Genomic DNA, 16927 nt, shown 5'->3' with positions numbered 1-16927 from the left:
CCTCGGAGCACGGCGAGCGCGCCTACTGTACCCGGAGCCCGGCCCAGGCTCCAAAGCGAGGGTGGGCGGTCAGCAGCGGGTGCCGTCGTCGGGGAGCGTGCCGCTGAGCAGGTACGCGTCGACGGCGTCGGTGACGCACGCGTTCGACGACCCGTACGCGGTGTGCCCCTCCCCCTCGTAGGTGAGGAGCGAGGCGGACGACAGGGTCGTGGCGAGGCTCTCGGCCCACGCGTACGGGGTCGCGGGGTCGTTCGTGGTGCCGACGACGAGGATCGGCGCGGCGCCGTCCGCGGAGTAGTCGTCGAGCCCGCCGACGACGGGGACGGGCCACTGTGCGCACAGGACGCCGCCGTAGGAGAAGAACGACCCCATGGTCGGGGCGACCTCCTGGATGCGCTCGGCCTGCGCGCGCATCTCGTCGGGGTCGGCGCTCTGCCGGTCGTCGAGGCAGCCGATGGACCAGAACGCCTCGGTCGAGTTCGTCGCGTAGGTGCCGTCGGACTCGCGGTCGAAGTACAGGTCGGACAGCTGCAGCAGGATCGAGCCGTCGTCCTGCGTGAGGGCGGCGCGCAGGCCCTGCGTGAGGTACGGCCACGACGGCTGCGAGTACAGCGGCAGGGCGATCCCGTAGAACGCGAGCGAGCCCGTCAGGCGGCGGTCGGTGCCGGTGGGCAGCGGGTCGGCGGTGGCGTGGTCGAGCAGCGCGCGGATCTGCGCCATCGCGTCGTCGACGGACCCGGTTAGGGGGCACTGCGCGCCCGCGAGGCAGTCGGCGGCGTAGGCGCGCAGCGCGTTCTCGAACCCGGCGGCCTGCCCCTCGGCGAGCTCGTCGGACGAAAGGGTCGGGTCGAGCGCGCCGTCGAGCACGAGGCGGCCGACCCGCTCGGGGAACAGGGCCGCGTACGTCGCGCCGAGCTGCGTCCCGTACGAGTAGCCGAGGTAGGTGAGGGCGTCGTCGCCGAGGACCGCGCGCAGGACGTCGAGGTCGCGCGCCGCGCTCACGGTGTCGACGTGCCCGATCGCCGGGCCGGTGCGCTGCTGGCAGGCGGCGCCGACCTCGGCGAACACGTCGATCGCGGCCTGGATGCCGGCGTCCGTCGAGTAGTCCGGGTCGTACGCGGTGACACGGTCGAGCTCCGGCCCGTCGAGGCACGCGACCGGGCTGGACCGCTGCACGCCGCGCGGGTCGAACGACACGAGGTCGAGCTGCCGCTGCACGTCCTCACTCACCATCGACGTCGCCTGCGCGAGGAAGTCCACGCCCGACGCACCGGGCCCGCCGGGATTCATCAGCAGCGACCCGAGGGACTCGCCGCCGGACGCCCGGTGCCGCGCGAGCGCGAGCTCGATCGTCGTGCCCTCGGGGTCCGCGTAGTCGAGCGGGACGACGACGGTCGCGCACTCGCCCTGCGCGCACGACGTCCACTCGGGCACCTGGTCGTAGAACCGTGCGAGCTCGGGCGTCGGCGCACCGGTCGCCGTGGCCGCCGACGTCGGGACCTGCGCCTGGTGCTTGTCCGCGACGCAGCCCGCGAGCGCGAGCGTCGCGACGACCGCCACGACGAGCCCGCGACCCGGCCGCGACGCCAGGGCAGCGCGCACGCGGGAGCGGGGTCGCTGCGGGGGCGGGGCGGGCACGGCGGAGGACGGTGTCAGGGCGGCGGGCACCCGCCCACGGTAGTCGGCGCGGGGCACCTGCCCGGATCACGCCCGCCGTGCGTACCGCAGATGGACCACCCCGTGGGAGAACCGTCGCTCGTCGACCAGGTCGAGGTCGAGGCGGAGCCCGTCGGGCAGGAACCGCGTGCCGCCGCCGACGACCACGGGCACGACGAACAGCCCGACCTCGTCGACGATCCCGGCGCGCAGCGCGAGGCCGGCGAGTCCCGGGCCACCGATCGACACGTCGGTGGGCGAGGCGTCGACGAGCGCCCGCACCGCCGCGGGGTCGAACGACCGCTCCAGCCGTGTGCGGTCCGTCGTCACCGCGTCGAGCGTCGTCGACCAGACGACCTTGTCGGCGGCCTGCCACACCTGCGCGTAGTCCCGGACGACCGGCTCGTCGTCCGCGAGCAGGTCGGGCGAGCCCCAGTAGCGCATGACCTCGTACATGCGCCGCCCGTACAGGTAGGTGCCGACGGGTCGCTGCAGGTCGTTGACGTAGGCGTGCACGTCCTCGGGCGGCATCGCCCACTCGAAGCTGCCGTCCGCGTCGACGACGTACCCGTCGAGCGACGTGATGCCCATGGTGGTCAGCGCCCCCATCGCGCTCCCCCTCCCGCGTCGGACCGGTCGCGGACCGGTGCGTCAGCCCTGCGGGCGCAGGGCGATCGCCATGGCCTCGACCGCGAGCAGCGGCGCGACGTTCCCCGCGATGCGGGTACGGGCCTGCCCGACGGCGTCCATGCGCCGCAGCGTCTGCTCGGGCGTGCTCTGCTCCGCGAGGGTCCGCACTGCCTCGGCGTGCTCGACGTTGACGAGCTCGACGCCGGCGCCGAGCTGCACGACGAGCACGTCGCGGTAGAGGGACAGCAGGTCGACCATGGCACGGTCGAGCACGTCGCGCTGGGCGCGCGTCGCGCGACGCTTCTGCTCGTCCTCGAGCTGGCGGACCTGGGAGCGCAGCGCGGGCGGCAGGGTCGTCGCGCCCTCGGCGCCGAGCGAACGCAGCAGCTCGGCCTTCTCGGCGGCGTCGCGGTGCTCGGTCGCGGCCTTCGCGTCGGCCTGCGCGGTCTCGACGAGGTCGCCCGCGGCGAGGACCGCGTCGCCGACGCCCCGGATGCGCGCGGCGATCGCGAGGACCGCCGACCGGCGTGCGCGCGCCTCGGGGTCGCGCGCGAGCCGCCGGGCGATCCCGACGTGGCTCTGCGCGGCCCGCGCGGCGATCCCGGCGACGTCCGGGTCGACGCCGTCGCGGGACACGAGCAGCGCAGCCACGGCGTCCACGGGCGGCACGCGCAGCGCGACGGACCGGCTGCGGGAGCGGATCGTCACGAGGACGTCCTGCGGGCTGGGCGCGCACAGCACCCACACCGTGCGGGACGCGGGCTCCTCGATGGCCTTGAGCAGCGCGTTGCCGCTCGTGTCGTTGAGGCGGTCGGCGTCCTCGACGACGATGACGCGCCAGCGCCCCCGCGACGGCGACCGCTGCGCGAGCTCCACGAGGGGCCGGGCCGTGTCGGCGCGGATGACGACGCCCTCGGTCGCGACGTACGTGACGTCGGGGTGCGTGCCGCCCAGGGTCGTCGTGCAGTCGTGGCACCGGCCGCAGCCGCCGTCGACGCACTGCAGCGCCGCCGCGAACGCGCGCGCCGCGTTGGACCGCCCCGACCCGGGCGGGCCGGTGAGCAGCCACGCGTGGGTCATCGCCGACGGGTCCTCGACGGCCGTGCGCAGGACGGTGACCGCGGGCTCCTGCCCGACGACCTCGTCCCACACGCTCACGACGTCACCTCGACGGTGCCCGCCGCGTCTCCCGCCCCCGGGACGCCCGCCGCGAGCAGTGCGTCGACCCGCTCGCCGATCGCCGCCGCGAGGTCGTCGGCGGGCCGCGTCGCGTCGAGCACGAGCCACCGGTCCGGGTCGGCCGACGCCCGGTCGAGGAACGCCAGCCGGGTGCGGCGGTGGAAGTCGTCGCCCTCGCTCTCCAGCCGGTCGGGCGCGGACGTGAGGCGCGCGCGGCCGACGTCCGGGTCGAGGTCGAGCAGGACGGTCAGGGCGGGCAGCAGGCCGCGGGTCGCCCACAGCGAGAGCTGCTCGACCTCGTCGGCGCCGAGGTCGCGGCCCGTGCCCTGGTAGGCGACCGACGAGTCGAGGTAGCGGTCGGTGAGGACGACCGCCCCGCGCTCCAGCGCGGGCCGGACGAGCGACGCGACGTGGTGGGCACGGTCGGTCGCGTAGAGCAGCGCCTCCGTCCGGGCGTCGACGTGGTCGCCGTGCAGCACGGCGTCGCGCAGCAGCAGGCCGAGCTCGGTGCCGCCCGGCTCACGGGTCAGGACGACCTCGCGGCCCGCGCCGCGCAGGCGGTCGGCGAGCAGCCGGGCCTGGGTCGACTTGCCCGCCCCGTCGCCACCCTCGAACGACACGAACAGGCCCGCACCAGAAGTCACGTGCGCCAGGGTAGCCGCGCCCGCCCACGTCGGACCGCCGAGGCCCGACGACCCGCGCGCGCGGCGGCGAACCGCCCCGGGCGCGACGACGACCGCCGCCGCGCCCCGCGGCTCACTCCCCGGGGTACGCCACCCCGACCTGCCGACGCACCTCGTCCATCGTCTCCATGACCGCGAGCGTGTCGTCCCACGTCAGGCGCGGGCTCTGCGTCTCGCCGGCCGCGACGCGGCGCGCGACCTCCGCCGCCTCGAACTGCAGGCCCTTGGTGCCCGGCTGGTCGAAGGTCCACACGCGGCCGTCGGTGCGCTGCACCCGGAACGACGTCGGCGCGTAGAAGCTGCCCGCGACCTGGATGTTGCCCTCGGTGCCGGAGATGAGCGCGACCGTCGGCGTCTTGGCCCACAGCGTCGTCGACAGCGTGGCCTGCGCGCGCTCGCCGTACGACAGGACGATCGAGATCTGCCCGTCGACGCCCGTCTGCGTGAGCGACCCGACGGCGTGCACGGCGTCCGGCACGCCCAGGAAGTCGTGCGCGAACGACACCGGGTACACGCCCAGGTCGAGCAGCGCCCCGCCCGCGAGCTCCGGGGCGAACAGACGGCTGGCGGGGTCGTACGCGAACGCCTGCCCGTGGTCGGCGGACAGGTTGACGATGTCGCCGATCTCGCCCGCCTCGATGACCTGGTGCAGCGCGGCGACGTGCGGCAGGAACCGCGTCCACATCGCCTCCATGACGAACACCCCGGCCTCGCGGGCGGCGTCGAAGACCTCGCGCGCCTCCCCGACGTTGCGCGTGAACGCCTTCTCGACGAGCACGTGCTTGCCGGCCTTGATGGCGAGCAGCGCGTGCTCGCGGTGCTCCGAGTGCGGCGTCGCGACGTACACCGCGTCGACCTGCGGGTCCTCGACGAGCTGGCGGTAGCCGACGTGGGTCGTCGGGATGCCGTGCGCCGTCGCGAACCGCTCGGCGCGGTCACGGTGCCGCGAGCCGACGGCGACGAGCTGCGCCCGGGTGTGCTGGGTGACGGCGTCGGCGAACGCGCCGGCGATGTTGCCGGCGCCGAGGATGCCCCAGCGGATCGGCGGTGCGGAACGGGGGTCCTCGGTACGAGCCATGCCGGACAACCTAGCGCGGCTCGGCGGCTCGGCCAGCGGGCGACGGGCGCCCGCCGGCGTCGCGGCTACTTCTTGGCGGGCGCCTTCGCGCGCGTCGTCGTCCGGCGGGCGGGCGTCTTCTTCTTCGCCGGGCCCTGGGCGCGCTTCTCGGCGAGCAGCTCGACGGCCTGCGCCTCGGTGATCGACTCGGGCGTGACGTCGCGCGGCAGGGTGCGGTTCGTCTCTCCGTCCGTCACGTACGCACCGAACCGGCCGTCCTTGACGACGATCGGCTTGCCCGACGTGGGGTCGGTGCCGAGCTCGCGCAGCGGCGGTGCGGCCGTCGCGCCACGGCCCCGCTTGGGCTGCGCGTAGATCGCGAGCGCCTCGTCGAGGGTCGTCGTGAACAGCGCCTCCTCCGACGCGAGCGTCCGCGAGTCGGTGCCCTTCTTCAGGTACGGCCCGTACCGGCCGTTCTGCGCGGTGATCTCCGCGCCGGACTCCGGGTCCGTGCCGACCACGCGCGGCAGCGACAGCAGGCGCAGCGCGTCGTCGAGGGTGAGCGTCGGCAGCGTCATCGACTTGAACAGCGACGCCGTGCGGGGCTTCGGGGCGGCGGCCAGGGCCTTCTTGCGGGCGGCGGCCGACAGCGACGGGTCGAGCTCCGGCTCGGGCAGCAGCTCGGTGACGTACGGGCCGTAGCGGCCGTTCTTCGCGACGATCGTCGTGCCCGTCGTCGGGTCCTCGCCCAGCACGAGGTCACCCTCGGGCTGCGTCTCCATGAGCTCGCGGGCCTTCTCGACGGTCAGCTCGTCGGGTGCGAGCTCGTCGGGCACGGACGCGCGGCGCGGGTTGCCGTCCTCGCCGAGGACGGACGCGTCCTCCAGGTACGGCCCGTACCGGCCGACGCGCAGCACGATGCCGTCGCCGATCTCGATCGAGTTGACCTCGCGGGCGTCGATCTCGCCGAGGTTCGCGACCAGGTCGCGCAGGCCCTCACCCTCGCCGGGCAGGGCCGGGTCGCCGAAGTAGAACTGGCTGAGCCAGTCGCTGCGCTCCTTCTCGCCCGACGCGATGAGGTCGAGGTCCTCCTCCATCGACGCCGTGAAGTCGTAGTCGACGAGGCGGTCGAAGTTCTCCTCCAGCAGCCGCGTCACCGCGAACGCGAGCCACGACGGCACGAGCGCCTGCCCGCGGGCCGTGACGTAGCCGCGGTCGAGGATCACGGAGATCGTCGCGGCGTACGTCGAGGGACGGCCGATGCCGCGCTCCTCGAGCGCCTTGACGAGCGACGCCTCGGTGAAGCGCGGCGGCGGGGACGTGCGGTGGCCGTCGGCGGTGAGGTCCCGCGCGGTGAGGTCGTCGCCCTCGGCCATCGTCGGCAGGCGGGTCTCGCCCTTCTCCGCGGCGGCCGGCTCGGCGGCGTCGTCGTCGTAGCGGGCGACGTCGCGGCCCTCCTCGTACGCGGCGAGGAAGCCCCGGAACGTGATGACCGTGCCGGACGCCGAGAAGACCGCGTCGACCTCGCCCGACCCGACCGCGGTGTCACCGGACGGGCGCGCCGTCGCGCCGATCCGGACGGACGCCGTCTGGCCGCGCGCGTCGGCCATCTGGGACGCGACGGTCCGCTTCCAGATGAGCTCGTACAGGCGGAACTGGTCGCCGGTGATCTCGCGTGCGACCTGGGCGGGCGTGCGGAAGTGGTCACCGGCGGGACGGATGGCCTCGTGCGCCTCCTGGGCGCCCTTCGCCTTCGAGGTGTAGACGCGCGCCGCGTCGGGCACGTACTCGGGCCCGTACAGCTCGGACGCCTGGCGCCGGGCGGCGTCGACCGCCTGCGTCGACAGCGCGGGCGAGTCGGTCCGCATGTAGGTGATGTAGCCGTTCTCGTACAGCGTCTGCGCGGTGCGCATCGTCTGCCGCGACGACATGCGCAGCTTGCGGGACGCCTCCTGCTGGAGCGTCGACGTCGTGAACGGCGCGGCCGGGCGGCGCGTGTACGGCTTCGTCTCGAGCGAGCGGACCGACCAGTCGGCGCCGTCCAGGCCCGCGACCAGCGCGTGCGCGGACGCCTCGTCGAGGTGCACGACGTCCGACGAGCGCAGCGTGCCGCGGTCGTCGAAGTCGCGGCCCGTGGCCACGCGCCGCCCGTCGACGCCCGACAGCCGGGCGGAGAACTGCGGCTGCGACGCGTCCTGCACGGCGAACGTGCCTGTCACGTCCCAGTAGTCGGCGGCGACGAACGCCATGCGCTCACGCTCGCGCTCGACGACCAGGCGCGTCGCGACGGACTGCACGCGACCCGCGGACAGGCCCTGGCGGACCTTGCGCCACAGCACCGGGCTGACCTCGTACCCGTACAGGCGGTCGAGGATGCGGCGGGTCTCCTGCGCGTCGACGAGGCGGTCGTCGAGGTCGCGCGTGCTCGACAGCGCCCGCTGGATCGCCTCGGGGGTGATCTCGTGGAACACCATGCGCTTGACGGGGACCTTCGGCTTGAGCTCCTGCAGCAGGTGCCACGCGATGGCCTCGCCCTCGCGGTCCTCGTCGGTGGCGAGGTAGAGCTCGTCGGAGTCCTTCAGCAGCTTCTTGAGCTCGCTGACCTTCTTCCGCTTGTCCGGGTCGACGACGTAGTAGGGGACGAAGCCGTTGTCGACGTCGACCGCGAACTTGCCGAACGGCCCCTTCTTCATGTCGGCCGGCAGCTCGGACGGCTGCGGGAGGTCCCGGATGTGCCCGACGCTCGCCTCGACGTCATACCCCTCACCGAGGTAACCGGCGATCGTGCGCGCCTTGGCAGGCGACTCCACGATGACGAGCTTGCGCCCTGCAGACATTGCGTCAGGCCTTCCTACCGACCGTGCGGGCCGCTGCGACCCGCACCTACCTCACCGCTGGGGACTCTACGTCGTGCCGTCAACTGTCCGGCAACCGCGCCGCGGCGGCCTGCCGGAGCAGGAGCAGCACCGCGAACGCGACGCACGCGGCCATGAGGGACCCCGTGGCACCGCCCACGTACGCGAGGACCTGGTCGGCGCGCGAGGGTACCGCGCCCAGGTGCTGCCAGGTGCGCGACAGCGACAGGACGGCCACGCCCGCCGACGCGGCGCCCGTGACCAGCAGCACGCCGACGGCCAGGCGCAGCGACCGGCGTCCCGCCGGGGCGTTGCCGTCCTCGTCGACGCGCCGCAGCGCACCGGTCGACGTCGCGGCCCGGCGTCGCGTGAGGGCGACGAGGGCGCAGGCCACCGCGCCCCACGCGAGGACCACGAGGATCGCGGCGACGACGTCCGACGGCCGGTGCCACTGCCCGATGAGCGTCGAGACGCCCGTCGCGGTCGTGTACCCGGCGCCGAGCAGCGCCGCCCACGGGCGCACGCGCGGCGGGACGACGAGCAGCAGCGCGACCGACACCGAGGCGGCAGCCGTCGTGTGCCCGCTCGGCAGGGTGTTGCCGTAGCTCTCCGGCACGCCGAGCTCCGGCCGGTAGAACACCTCGAGCTTGAGCAGCCGCGTCGTGACGTTCGCGCCGACCATGAGGACCGCGACCTGCAGCGCGAGCTCCCAGCGGCGGCGCAGCACCGCGATGAGCATCGCGGCGAGGATGACGGCCGCGATGAAGCCGACGGACACGATGTCGAGGACACGCTCGGCGACCCGCCAGAGCTGCGTCTGGCCGTACTCGGCGCCGCGCAGGGCGGCGAGCTCGACGAGCTGCCCGGACTCCGTCGTGACGAACACCCGCCACAGCGCCCACACGCCGACGACCGACGCGACGGCCACGGCGACGCACACGACGACGACGCCGACGCGGCGGTCCGGGGCGCGCGGGGGCACGACCGGGGTGGGTCGCGTGACGGGCGGGCTGCTCACCACACCACGGTAGGTCACGGCGGGCGGGCGCCGGGCCGTCGGCGGCGCCCGCCCGTGGGTCCGGACCGGGTCAGACGGATGCGGTCCGCCACCGCGAGAAGCGTCGTTCCAGGGTGAGCAGCAGCCCGTTGATCGTGACCCCGACCAGCGCGATCACGACGATCCCCGCGTACATCTTCGGGATCTGGAAGTTGAACTGCGTGTACGTGATGAGGTACCCGAGCCCGGCCTTCGCCCCGACCATCTCCGCGGCGATGAGGACGAGGATCGACGCCGCCCCTGCCATCCGGACACCCGTGAAGATCGTCGGGAGGGCCGCGGGCAGCACGACGTGCCGGAACAGGCGCACGGGCGACAGGCCGAGCGACCGCGCGGACTTCACGAGCAGCGGGTCGACCGTGCGCACGCCCGTGATGGTCGTGAGCAGCACCGGGAACGAGCACGCGTACACGACGAGCGCGATCTTCGACGTCTCGCCGATGCCGAGGACCAGGATGAACACCGGCAGCAGCGCGAGGGCGGCCGTGTTGCGGAACAGCTCGAGGATCGGGTTGAGCAGCTCCGCGACGGGCTTGTACCAGCCGATGAGGATGCCCAGCGGGATCGCGACGGAGACCGCGATGGCGAACCCGGCGGCGGCGCGGCCGAGGCTCGCGGCGACGTGCGTCGCGAGCTCGCCGCTCGTCGCGAGGTCCCCGAACGCGACGAGGACCGTGCTGAGCGGCGGCAGGAACACCGGGTCGGTCAGCCCGACGCGCGGCGCGACCTCCCACAGCGCGAGCAGCGCGAGGATCGCGACCGACGAGCGGGCCGCGCGGGTCGCCAGGTCGAGGACGCGGCGGCCGGCCGACGCCCGCGGAGCGACGACGGCGGGCCGGCGTCCGAGGGTGGGCGGGTCGGCGAAGCCGACGGTGTCGACGGCGGCGGGACCCGAGGTGTGATCGGTGTGATCGGTGTGATCGGTGGGCGCGGTGGGCGCGGTGACGCTCGCTGTCGCGCCGCTGCCGCCGCGGGGCGCGCGGCCGCGCAGCGACCTGAGGTCGAGCAGGCCGGTCGGGCTCTCAGGCACGGGACGCCTCCAGCTCTCGGGGCGACACGTCGGCCGCCGGGGTCGGGTCGCCGGCGTCGGACGTCGCAGCGGACGTCGCAGCGGACGCCGCAGTGGACGTCGCGTCGGCGTGCAGCGCGGACCAGATCTCGTGCCGCAGCCGCCCGAAGCGCGCGGTCGAGCGGACGTCGTCGCCGCTGCGGTCCAGGTCGATCGTGCGGACGGTCTGCAGGCGGCCCGGGCGGGGCGTCATGATCGCGACCCGCTGGCCCAGGTACACGGCCTCGTCGATGCCGTGCGTGATGAAGACGATGGTCTTGCCGGTCGCGCGCCAGATCCGCAGCAGCTCGTCCTGCAGCGACTCGCGGGTCTGCGCGTCGAGCGCCGCGAACGGCTCGTCCATGAGCAGCACCTCCGGGTCGAACGCGAGCGACCGCGCGATCGCGACGCGCTGCTTCATGCCGCCCGACAGCTCGTGCGGGTACCGGTCCGCGAACCCGGCGAGGCCGACCAGCTCGAGGTGCTCGTCTGCGAGCGCCGCCCGCTCCTTGCGGCCGACGCCCTTCGCCTGCAGGCCGAACTCGACGTTGGCGCGCGCGGTCCGCCACGGCAGCAGCGCGTACTGCTGGAAGACGACGCCCCGGTCCAGGCCGGGGCCGGTGATGGGCTCGCCGTCGAGCAGGATGCGCCCCGACGTCGGGCGCGTGAGCCCGCCGAGCAGGTCGAGCAGGGTCGACTTGCCGCACCCGGACGGGCCGACGACGGTGAGGAACTCCCCCGCGGGGACGTCGAGCGTGAAGTCGTCGAGCGCGGTGAACGCCGTGCGGGCGCCCCGGCCGCGACCGGCGGCCCGCACCGAGAACTCCTTGTGGACGTGCTCGAACCGCAGCTTGGGCGGCGGGCTCGGGGTGGTGGTGGTCATGTGCGGGTCCCTTCGGGTGCGGTGGTCCGGGCCGTGTCGCGCGCCCGGACGGGGAACGGGATGAACGTGGGGATGGACCGCCACATGACGACGGCCCCGGCGCCCGCGAGGGCGGCGATGACGAGGCTCGCGCCGACGAGCGTCTGCGCGGCGACGACGCCGATCGCGAGCGGGCCGCCGAACATGCCGGCGTCGTGCAGCAGCCGCCACGACGCCAGGAACTCGGCGCGGTTGGTGGCGGGTGAGACGTCGGCGCCGATCGTCATGACGACGCCGTTGCCGAACCCGTTGCCGATGCCGAGCACCACGGCGACGAGGCCGAGCGTCAGCGCGGTGCCGGTGAGCGGCAGCAGGACGTACGCGGTGCCGAGCAGGACGAGCGACGGGGTGGCGACGGCCCGCCGCCCGAACCGGTCCATGAGGTGCCCGGCGGGTGAGGACACGAGCACCTCGACGACCCCGGCCACGCCGAACAGCAGGCTGACCTGTGCCGGCGTGAGGCCGATGTGGTCGCCCCACAGCGGCACGACGGCGTCCCGGGAGGCCCGGGCGGCGCCCAGCAGCACGGTGCCGATGCCGAGCGTGAGGAACATGTGCCGGTAGGTGGACGCGACCGCGAGCGGTGTGACGGGTGCGGACCCGTCGCGGACCGTGCGCGACGCGGAGTCGGGCAGCCGCGCCATGAGCAGGCCCGACACGACGACCGCGACGAGCTGCACCGCGAACCCGCCGCGCAGGCCGACGGCGGTGATGACGGCGGCGCCGACGAACGGCCCGACGAGCGCGCCCGCCCGCCACGCCGTCGCGAACACCGACATCGCCCGGGCCCGCAGCGCGAGCGGCACGGCCTCGGTGAGGTACCGCTGCCGCGCGAGCGACCACACCGACATCGCGCTGCCCGCGAGCAGCACCCCGACCGCGAGCGACCACAGGTCCCACGCGACGAGGCACAGCAGGACGCCGACGGCGCCGGCCGCCGCACCGCCCAGGATCGAGCGGCGCTCGCCGAACCGGGCGACGATCCGCCCGGCCGGCAGGTCCCCCGCCAGCAGCCCCGCCCCGGTCAGCGCGGTGACGAGCGCGGACACGGCGACGGACGCCCCGAGGTCGCGCGCGGTCAGCGCGACGATCGGCAGCGCGGCGCCCTGGCCGACGCCGAAGACCGCGGCCGGGACGTACACGGGACCGACGAGGTCCCGCAGGGCTGCCGGCGGGGTGCCGCTCACGCGCGGACCAGCGCGTCGACCGGGGTGGCGGCCGGGGTGTCGGCCGAGCCGGAGGCCGGGGTGCTCGCGGCGTCGGCGCCCGCCCGCTCCGCGGCGTACCGGTTGACCGGGCGCGGCAGGCCCAGGTGGTCGCGCAGCGTCGTCCCGGTGTACTCGGTCCGGAACAGGCCACGGGCCTGCAGGATCGGCACGACGTGGTCGGCGAACACCTCGATCCCGGTCGGCAGGGCGGGCGGCATGACGTTGAACCCGTCGGCCGCGCCCTGCGTGAACCACTCGGTGATCGTGTCGGCGACCTGCTCGGGCGTCCCCGCGACGACCCGGTGCCCGCGGGCACCGGCCAGCCGGTGCAGGAGCCCGCGCACGGTGGGCTGCTCGCGCTCGACGATGCCCGCGACGACCTGGAGCCGCGACCGGTTGTTGTCGGTGACGTCCCCGGCGGCCGCGAACAGCTCCGGCGGCACCGGCTTGTCGAGCAGGTCCTCGCCGAGCTCGACGCCCGTGAGCACGGACAGCTGACGCAGTCCGTACGCGGGGACGGTGAGCTCGTTGAACTCGGTCTCCAGCGCACGCGCCTCCGCCTCGGTCGACCCGAGGAACGGGCTGATGCCCGGCAGGATCTTGATGCCCTGCGGGTCCCGCCCGAAGGTCACGGCCTGCCGGCGGATGTCCGCGGCGAACGCCTGCGCGTCCTGCAGGCGCTGGTGCGCCGTGAAGATCGCCTCCGACCAGCGGGCCGCGAACGCGCGCCCCTCGTTGGACGCCCCGGCCTGCACGAGCACCGGGTACCCCTGCGGCGAGCGCGGCGCGTTGAGCGCGCCCGCCACCCGCACGTGCTCGCCCGCGAAGTCGGCGGCGTGGATCTTCGCCGGGTCGGCGTACCGGCCGCTCTCGACGTCCAGGAGGATCGCGTCGTCCTCCCACGAGTCCCACAGGCGCGTCACCGTCTCGACGAACTCCGTCGCGCGGGCGTACCGCTCCTCGACCTCCGGGAACTGCGTGAGCCCGAAGTTCCCCGCCGCACCCGCGGACGCCGTCGTCACGATGTTCCAGCCCGCGCGACCGCCGCTGAGGTGGTCGAGGGACGCGAACAGCCGCGCCAGGTTGTACGGCTCGTAGAACGTCGTCGACGCCGTCGCGATGAGGCCGATGCGCTCGGTGGCCGCCGCGATCGACGCGAGCGTCGTGATCGGCTCCAGCCAGCCCGCCGCACCGTGCTCGACGTTCGGGCCCAGGTGCGGGACGTCCGCGAAGAAGACGGCGTCGAACTTCGCCGCCTCGGCCCGTCGTCCGAGGTCCTGGTAGTAGCGGGCCGAGTGGATGCGGTCGGGCGCGCTCGACGGGTGCCGCCACGACGCCTCGTGGTGGCCGGTCGGGTGGATGAACAGGTTGAGGACGAGCTGCCGTGCGGAGGTGGTCATGGTGGCTCCTGGGTCGTCGGGCTCAGTGCGGTCGGGTGCGGGGCGCGCGCCCCGTGTGGGCGCGCGGGACGTCAGGACAGCGACTCGCCGTCGGGTCCGGACCCGGGCTCGTACGTGCCGTTGTCGTACGGGTTGAACTCGTTCGTGTAGAGGTCGTCGAGGGCGACCTGCCCCTCCTCGAGCTCGCCCTCGCGGACCAGCCAGTCGACCCACGTGGAGATCTCCTCCTCGGCGATCACGCCGCCGGGACCCGCGATGCCGGTCGACTTCCAGACCGGGATCAGGTCGGTCGTCTCGTCGCGCCCGCGCTCGGTGATGATCCGCGTGTACCGCTCGCGGACCTCCTCGACGGGCGAGACCTGCGCCCAGCGGATCGCCCGCGCGACGCCCTGCACGAAGTCCGCGACCGCCTCGGGGTTCTCCTCGACGAACTCGTCCCGGAACACGAGCGACCCGTAGGTGAACTCGCCGAACAGGTCCTTCTCGGAGAAAAGGGAGCGCAGGCCGCCGCGGGCCTCGGCGACGTCCTTCTGCACGAAGCTCAGCGCGGACACGTCGACCTGGCCCTCGCGCAGCACCTGCTCGGCGTTGATCGGCGGCACGACGGTGAGCTCGACCTGGGCGATCTCGTCCTTCGTCAGCCCCTCGCGCGTGAGCCACTCGCGGATGACGAACTCCGACTGCGCGCCGAGGGTGTTGATGCCGATCTTCTTGCCGAGCAGGTCGTGCGCGCCCTGGATCGGGCTGTCCTCGGGGACGTAGTAGCCGCCGTACGTCTTGTCGTCAGAGCCGTAGTAGCCGATGACGGACGTGATGCGGGCGCCCGACGACCGGAGCTTGACGATCGCGCCGTTGAACGCGCCGCCGAAGTCCGTCTCGCCGGTCGCGGTGGCCTGGATGGACGCCGGGCCGCCGGTCACGTCGCCGATCCACTCGAGCGTGACGTCCTCGAAGTAGCCGAGGTCCTCGGCGAGCTCGGGGTAGCCGACCTGCCCGACCGAGCCCTGGTAGCGCAGGACGGTCGCGCCGGACTCGTCGGTCGTGGTGCCGGCGCTGGCCGGCGCGCACGCGGCGAGGCCGGCGAGCAGGGCGGCGGCGGCGAGGGCGAGTGCCGTGCGGGGTGCGGCGGTGCGGGGTGCGGGCGTGCGGCGACCCCGGTGCGCGGGGTCGCTCAGGACGTGCTGGGACATGGTTCTCCTGGGGAAGGGCGCGCGGGAGCGCGCGGCGGCGCACAGCCGCAGCGGGAGGTGCGAGGAACCCACGTGGTGGGTGGTGCGGGTGCCGGCGGACGTCGGGCGTCTCACCGGCCGTTCTCGGCGAGAGGGCCGGTCAGCCTCGACCGGCGGGACAGCTCATGCCACGACAGGACATGGTCGCCTCCAGGGGTGTCGGGAGGCCGCATGTGTACCAGCGGGTGTGACGGGTGTCAGGGGTTGGTCTGATTCGTCCCAGGATGCGGTCATTCGCACAGCGACGCGCTCGCGCCGGTGAGGTCGACGCGCGAGCGCCGGCCGCAACCGTCAGCGACCGACCGGGACCGGCTCCCCCGCCGCGACGACGACCGCGTGCCGGCACGCGCCCAGCCGGCGGCGGACGTCGTCGTCCGCGTTGATGCACAGCAGGCACCCGCCCCGCAGCTCCAGGGCCGCGGCTGCCGCGTCGATCGCCTCCGCGGTGCGGCCGCTGCGCAGCGACGTCGCCTGCAGGTCGAGCACGACGAGCGACGCGCACGCCGTCAGCGCGTCGCCGTGCCCGCTCAGGCCGCCTTCTCGACGTGCACGTGCAGCACGCTCGACGACTGCCGCACCGACGCCACCCGGTACGCCGCGGGCAGGTCGTCGAGACCGTCGAAGAGCCGCTCACCGCGACCGAGCAGGACCGGCACCACGGCGTAGCGCAGGTCGTCGACGAGGTGCGCCCGCAGGTACTGGCGGACCGTCGCCGCACCGCCGCCGAGCCGCACGTCCAGCCCGCCCGCCGCCTCGCGCGCCCGGTCCAGGGCGGCCTCGATGCCGTCGGTGACGAAGTGGAACGTCGTCCCGCCCGCCATCTCCAGCGGCGGCCGCGGGTGGTGCGTCAGGACGAACACGTCGCAGTGGTACGGCGGGTCCTCGCCCCACCAGCCCTGCCACGAGCCGTCGCCCCAGTCGCCGCGGACCGGCCCGAACATGTTGCGGCCCAGGATCCACGCGCCGATGCCCTCGAAGCCCGCGTCGACCGCCGCCTCGTCGAGCGCGTCGGCGGGCGCGACGCCCTGCGCCTCGTCGAGGTCGCGGAACCGCCGGGTGCCGAACATCCACCCGTGCAGCAGCTCCATCGCGCCCACGCCGAGCGGCTCGTCGAGGGACTGGTCGGGGCCGGCGGCGAAGCCGTCGAGGCTGACCGACAGGGTGTGCACGCGCAGCTTTCCGGTCCGGGTCATGGCGTCCTCCTGGTCGTGTCGAGATGCTGTCGTCGGGTGGTCGGAGCAGACGGACGGATCTCGACACGACGGCGGTGTCGAGAACGCGCGGTCGGCTCCGACCAGGTCGTGAGCCACCCGGTCGGGCTGGCCGTCGGACGGAAGGACAGACCCATGAAGTACATGCTGCTCATCTGGAACCGCCCCGGCTTCACGGACGAGATCTCGGACGCGGAGCGGACCACCCTGTTCGCGGAGGTCGACGAGATCCTCGCCGAGCTGACCGAGCGCGGCGAGCTCGTCGGCGGTGCCGCGCTCGCCGACCCGGCGACCGCCCGCACGACCCGGCACGTCGACGGCCGCACGACGCTCACCGACGGCCCGTTCGTCGAGAGCAAGGAGCAGTTCGCGGGGTACGTGTCGATCGACGTCGAGGACCTGGCGCGTGCGGAGGAGATCGCGGCGCGGTGGCCGGACACGCGGTTCGGCGGCGCGATCGAGGTGCGGGCGCTCATGGAGGACTCCGGCGCGGAGATGTGACGGTGCCCCCGCAGCCCTCGCCGCCGCCCCCGCTGCCGCACGACGTCGAGACCCTGCTGCGCACGACGGGTCCGCAGGTGCTCGCGGCCCTCGTGCGGCGGCACGGGCAGTTCGACGCGTGCGAGGACGCGGTGCAGGAGGCGCTGCTCGCGGCCGCGCAGCAGTGGCCGGTCGCGGGCGTGCCGGACGACCCGCGCGCGTGGCTGACGACCGTCGCGCGGCGGCGGCTCACCGACGCGTGGCGGTCGGACAGCGCGCGGCGGGCCCGGGAGGCGGCGGTCGCCGTGGACC

At 74.4% G+C, this 16927-nt stretch carries 16 protein-coding genes; 2 read left to right on the top strand and 14 right to left on the bottom strand.

The genetic code is table 11. The features are described from left to right. Positions 1-69: 69 nt before the first annotated feature. The 14 genes from CBZ_RS02405 to CBZ_RS02340 all read right to left on the bottom strand — a co-directional run bounded on the left by CBZ_RS02405 (position 70) and on the right by CBZ_RS02340 (position 16117). Positions 70-1590 carry an alpha/beta hydrolase gene (locus CBZ_RS02405; RefSeq protein ID WP_373862132.1) on the bottom strand — a complete coding sequence of 507 codons (1521 nt, stop codon included), beginning with the start codon at positions 1588-1590 and terminating at the stop codon, positions 70-72. Between the two features lie 114 nt (positions 1591-1704). Then, positions 1705-2265, bottom strand: coding sequence for a dihydrofolate reductase family protein (locus tag CBZ_RS02400; RefSeq protein WP_130780010.1), 561 nt, complete (start codon positions 2263-2265; stop codon positions 1705-1707). Positions 2266-2307: 42 nt separating this feature from the next. Beyond that, positions 2308-3444, bottom strand: coding sequence for a DNA polymerase III subunit delta' (locus CBZ_RS02395; RefSeq protein WP_130780009.1), 1137 nt, complete (start codon positions 3442-3444; stop codon positions 2308-2310). Further along, the gene (tmk, locus tag CBZ_RS02390) at positions 3441-4109 is read right to left on the bottom strand and encodes a dTMP kinase (RefSeq protein WP_130780008.1); all 669 of its coding nucleotides are present in this window, start codon (positions 4107-4109) and stop codon (positions 3441-3443) included. Before tmk ends, CBZ_RS02395 begins: the two co-directional genes overlap by 4 nt. A gap of 112 nt (positions 4110-4221) precedes the next feature. Beyond that, positions 4222-5226: a Gfo/Idh/MocA family protein gene (locus CBZ_RS02385; RefSeq protein ID WP_130780007.1), complete on the bottom strand. Its 1005-nt coding sequence runs from the start codon at positions 5224-5226 to the stop codon at positions 4222-4224. 65 nt (positions 5227-5291) lie between these two features. Further along, positions 5292-8042 carry a type I DNA topoisomerase gene (gene topA / locus CBZ_RS02380; RefSeq protein ID WP_130780006.1) on the bottom strand — a complete coding sequence of 917 codons (2751 nt, stop codon included), beginning with the start codon at positions 8040-8042 and terminating at the stop codon, positions 5292-5294. Positions 8043-8121: 79 nt separating this feature from the next. Continuing rightward, positions 8122-9078, bottom strand: coding sequence for a phosphatase PAP2 family protein (locus CBZ_RS02375; RefSeq protein WP_246012970.1), 957 nt, complete (start codon positions 9076-9078; stop codon positions 8122-8124). Between the two features lie 70 nt (positions 9079-9148). Next, a complete protein-coding gene (locus CBZ_RS02370; RefSeq protein WP_246012968.1) occupies positions 9149-10147 on the bottom strand; it encodes an ABC transporter permease in 999 nt (332 codons plus the stop codon). Then, a complete protein-coding gene (locus CBZ_RS02365; RefSeq protein ID WP_130780004.1) occupies positions 10140-11048 on the bottom strand; it encodes an ABC transporter ATP-binding protein in 909 nt (302 codons plus the stop codon). The genes CBZ_RS02370 and CBZ_RS02365 overlap by 8 nt, the downstream gene beginning before the upstream one ends. Next, complete coding sequence (locus tag CBZ_RS02360) at positions 11045-12274, bottom strand: MFS transporter (protein WP_218022695.1); 1230 nt, start codon at positions 12272-12274, stop codon at positions 11045-11047. The genes CBZ_RS02365 and CBZ_RS02360 overlap by 4 nt, the downstream gene beginning before the upstream one ends. Beyond that, positions 12271-13695 carry an LLM class flavin-dependent oxidoreductase gene (locus tag CBZ_RS02355; RefSeq protein WP_130780003.1) on the bottom strand — a complete coding sequence of 475 codons (1425 nt, stop codon included), beginning with the start codon at positions 13693-13695 and terminating at the stop codon, positions 12271-12273. The genes CBZ_RS02360 and CBZ_RS02355 overlap by 4 nt, the downstream gene beginning before the upstream one ends. Before the next feature lie 71 nt (positions 13696-13766). Beyond that, positions 13767-14885, bottom strand: coding sequence for an ABC transporter substrate-binding protein (locus CBZ_RS02350; RefSeq protein ID WP_130780002.1), 1119 nt, complete (start codon positions 14883-14885; stop codon positions 13767-13769). Between the two features lie 330 nt (positions 14886-15215). Continuing rightward, on the bottom strand, positions 15216-15410 hold the full coding sequence (locus CBZ_RS02345) for a hypothetical protein (protein ID WP_130780001.1): 195 nt from the start codon (positions 15408-15410) through the stop codon (positions 15216-15218). Positions 15411-15451: 41 nt separating this feature from the next. Then, entirely contained in the window at positions 15452-16117 is a 666-nt protein-coding gene (locus CBZ_RS02340) for a dihydrofolate reductase family protein (RefSeq protein WP_130780000.1), read from the bottom strand. Positions 16118-16270: 153 nt separating this feature from the next. Between CBZ_RS02340 and CBZ_RS02335 the strand changes: the two genes are divergently transcribed. Together CBZ_RS02335 and CBZ_RS02330 are read left to right on the top strand one after the other, a co-directional pair. Then, entirely contained in the window at positions 16271-16636 is a 366-nt protein-coding gene (locus tag CBZ_RS02335; RefSeq protein WP_130779999.1) for a YciI family protein, read from the top strand. Positions 16637-16638: 2 nt separating this feature from the next. Next, on the top strand, positions 16639-16927 hold a 289-nt coding region (locus CBZ_RS02330; RefSeq protein ID WP_281274836.1), incomplete at its 3' end, for a sigma factor.

Source organism: Cellulomonas biazotea, assembly GCF_004306155.1.
Classification (GTDB): Bacteria; Actinomycetota; Actinomycetes; order Actinomycetales; family Cellulomonadaceae; genus Cellulomonas; species Cellulomonas biazotea.
This window is presented reverse-complemented; position numbering and strand designations above follow the sequence as displayed.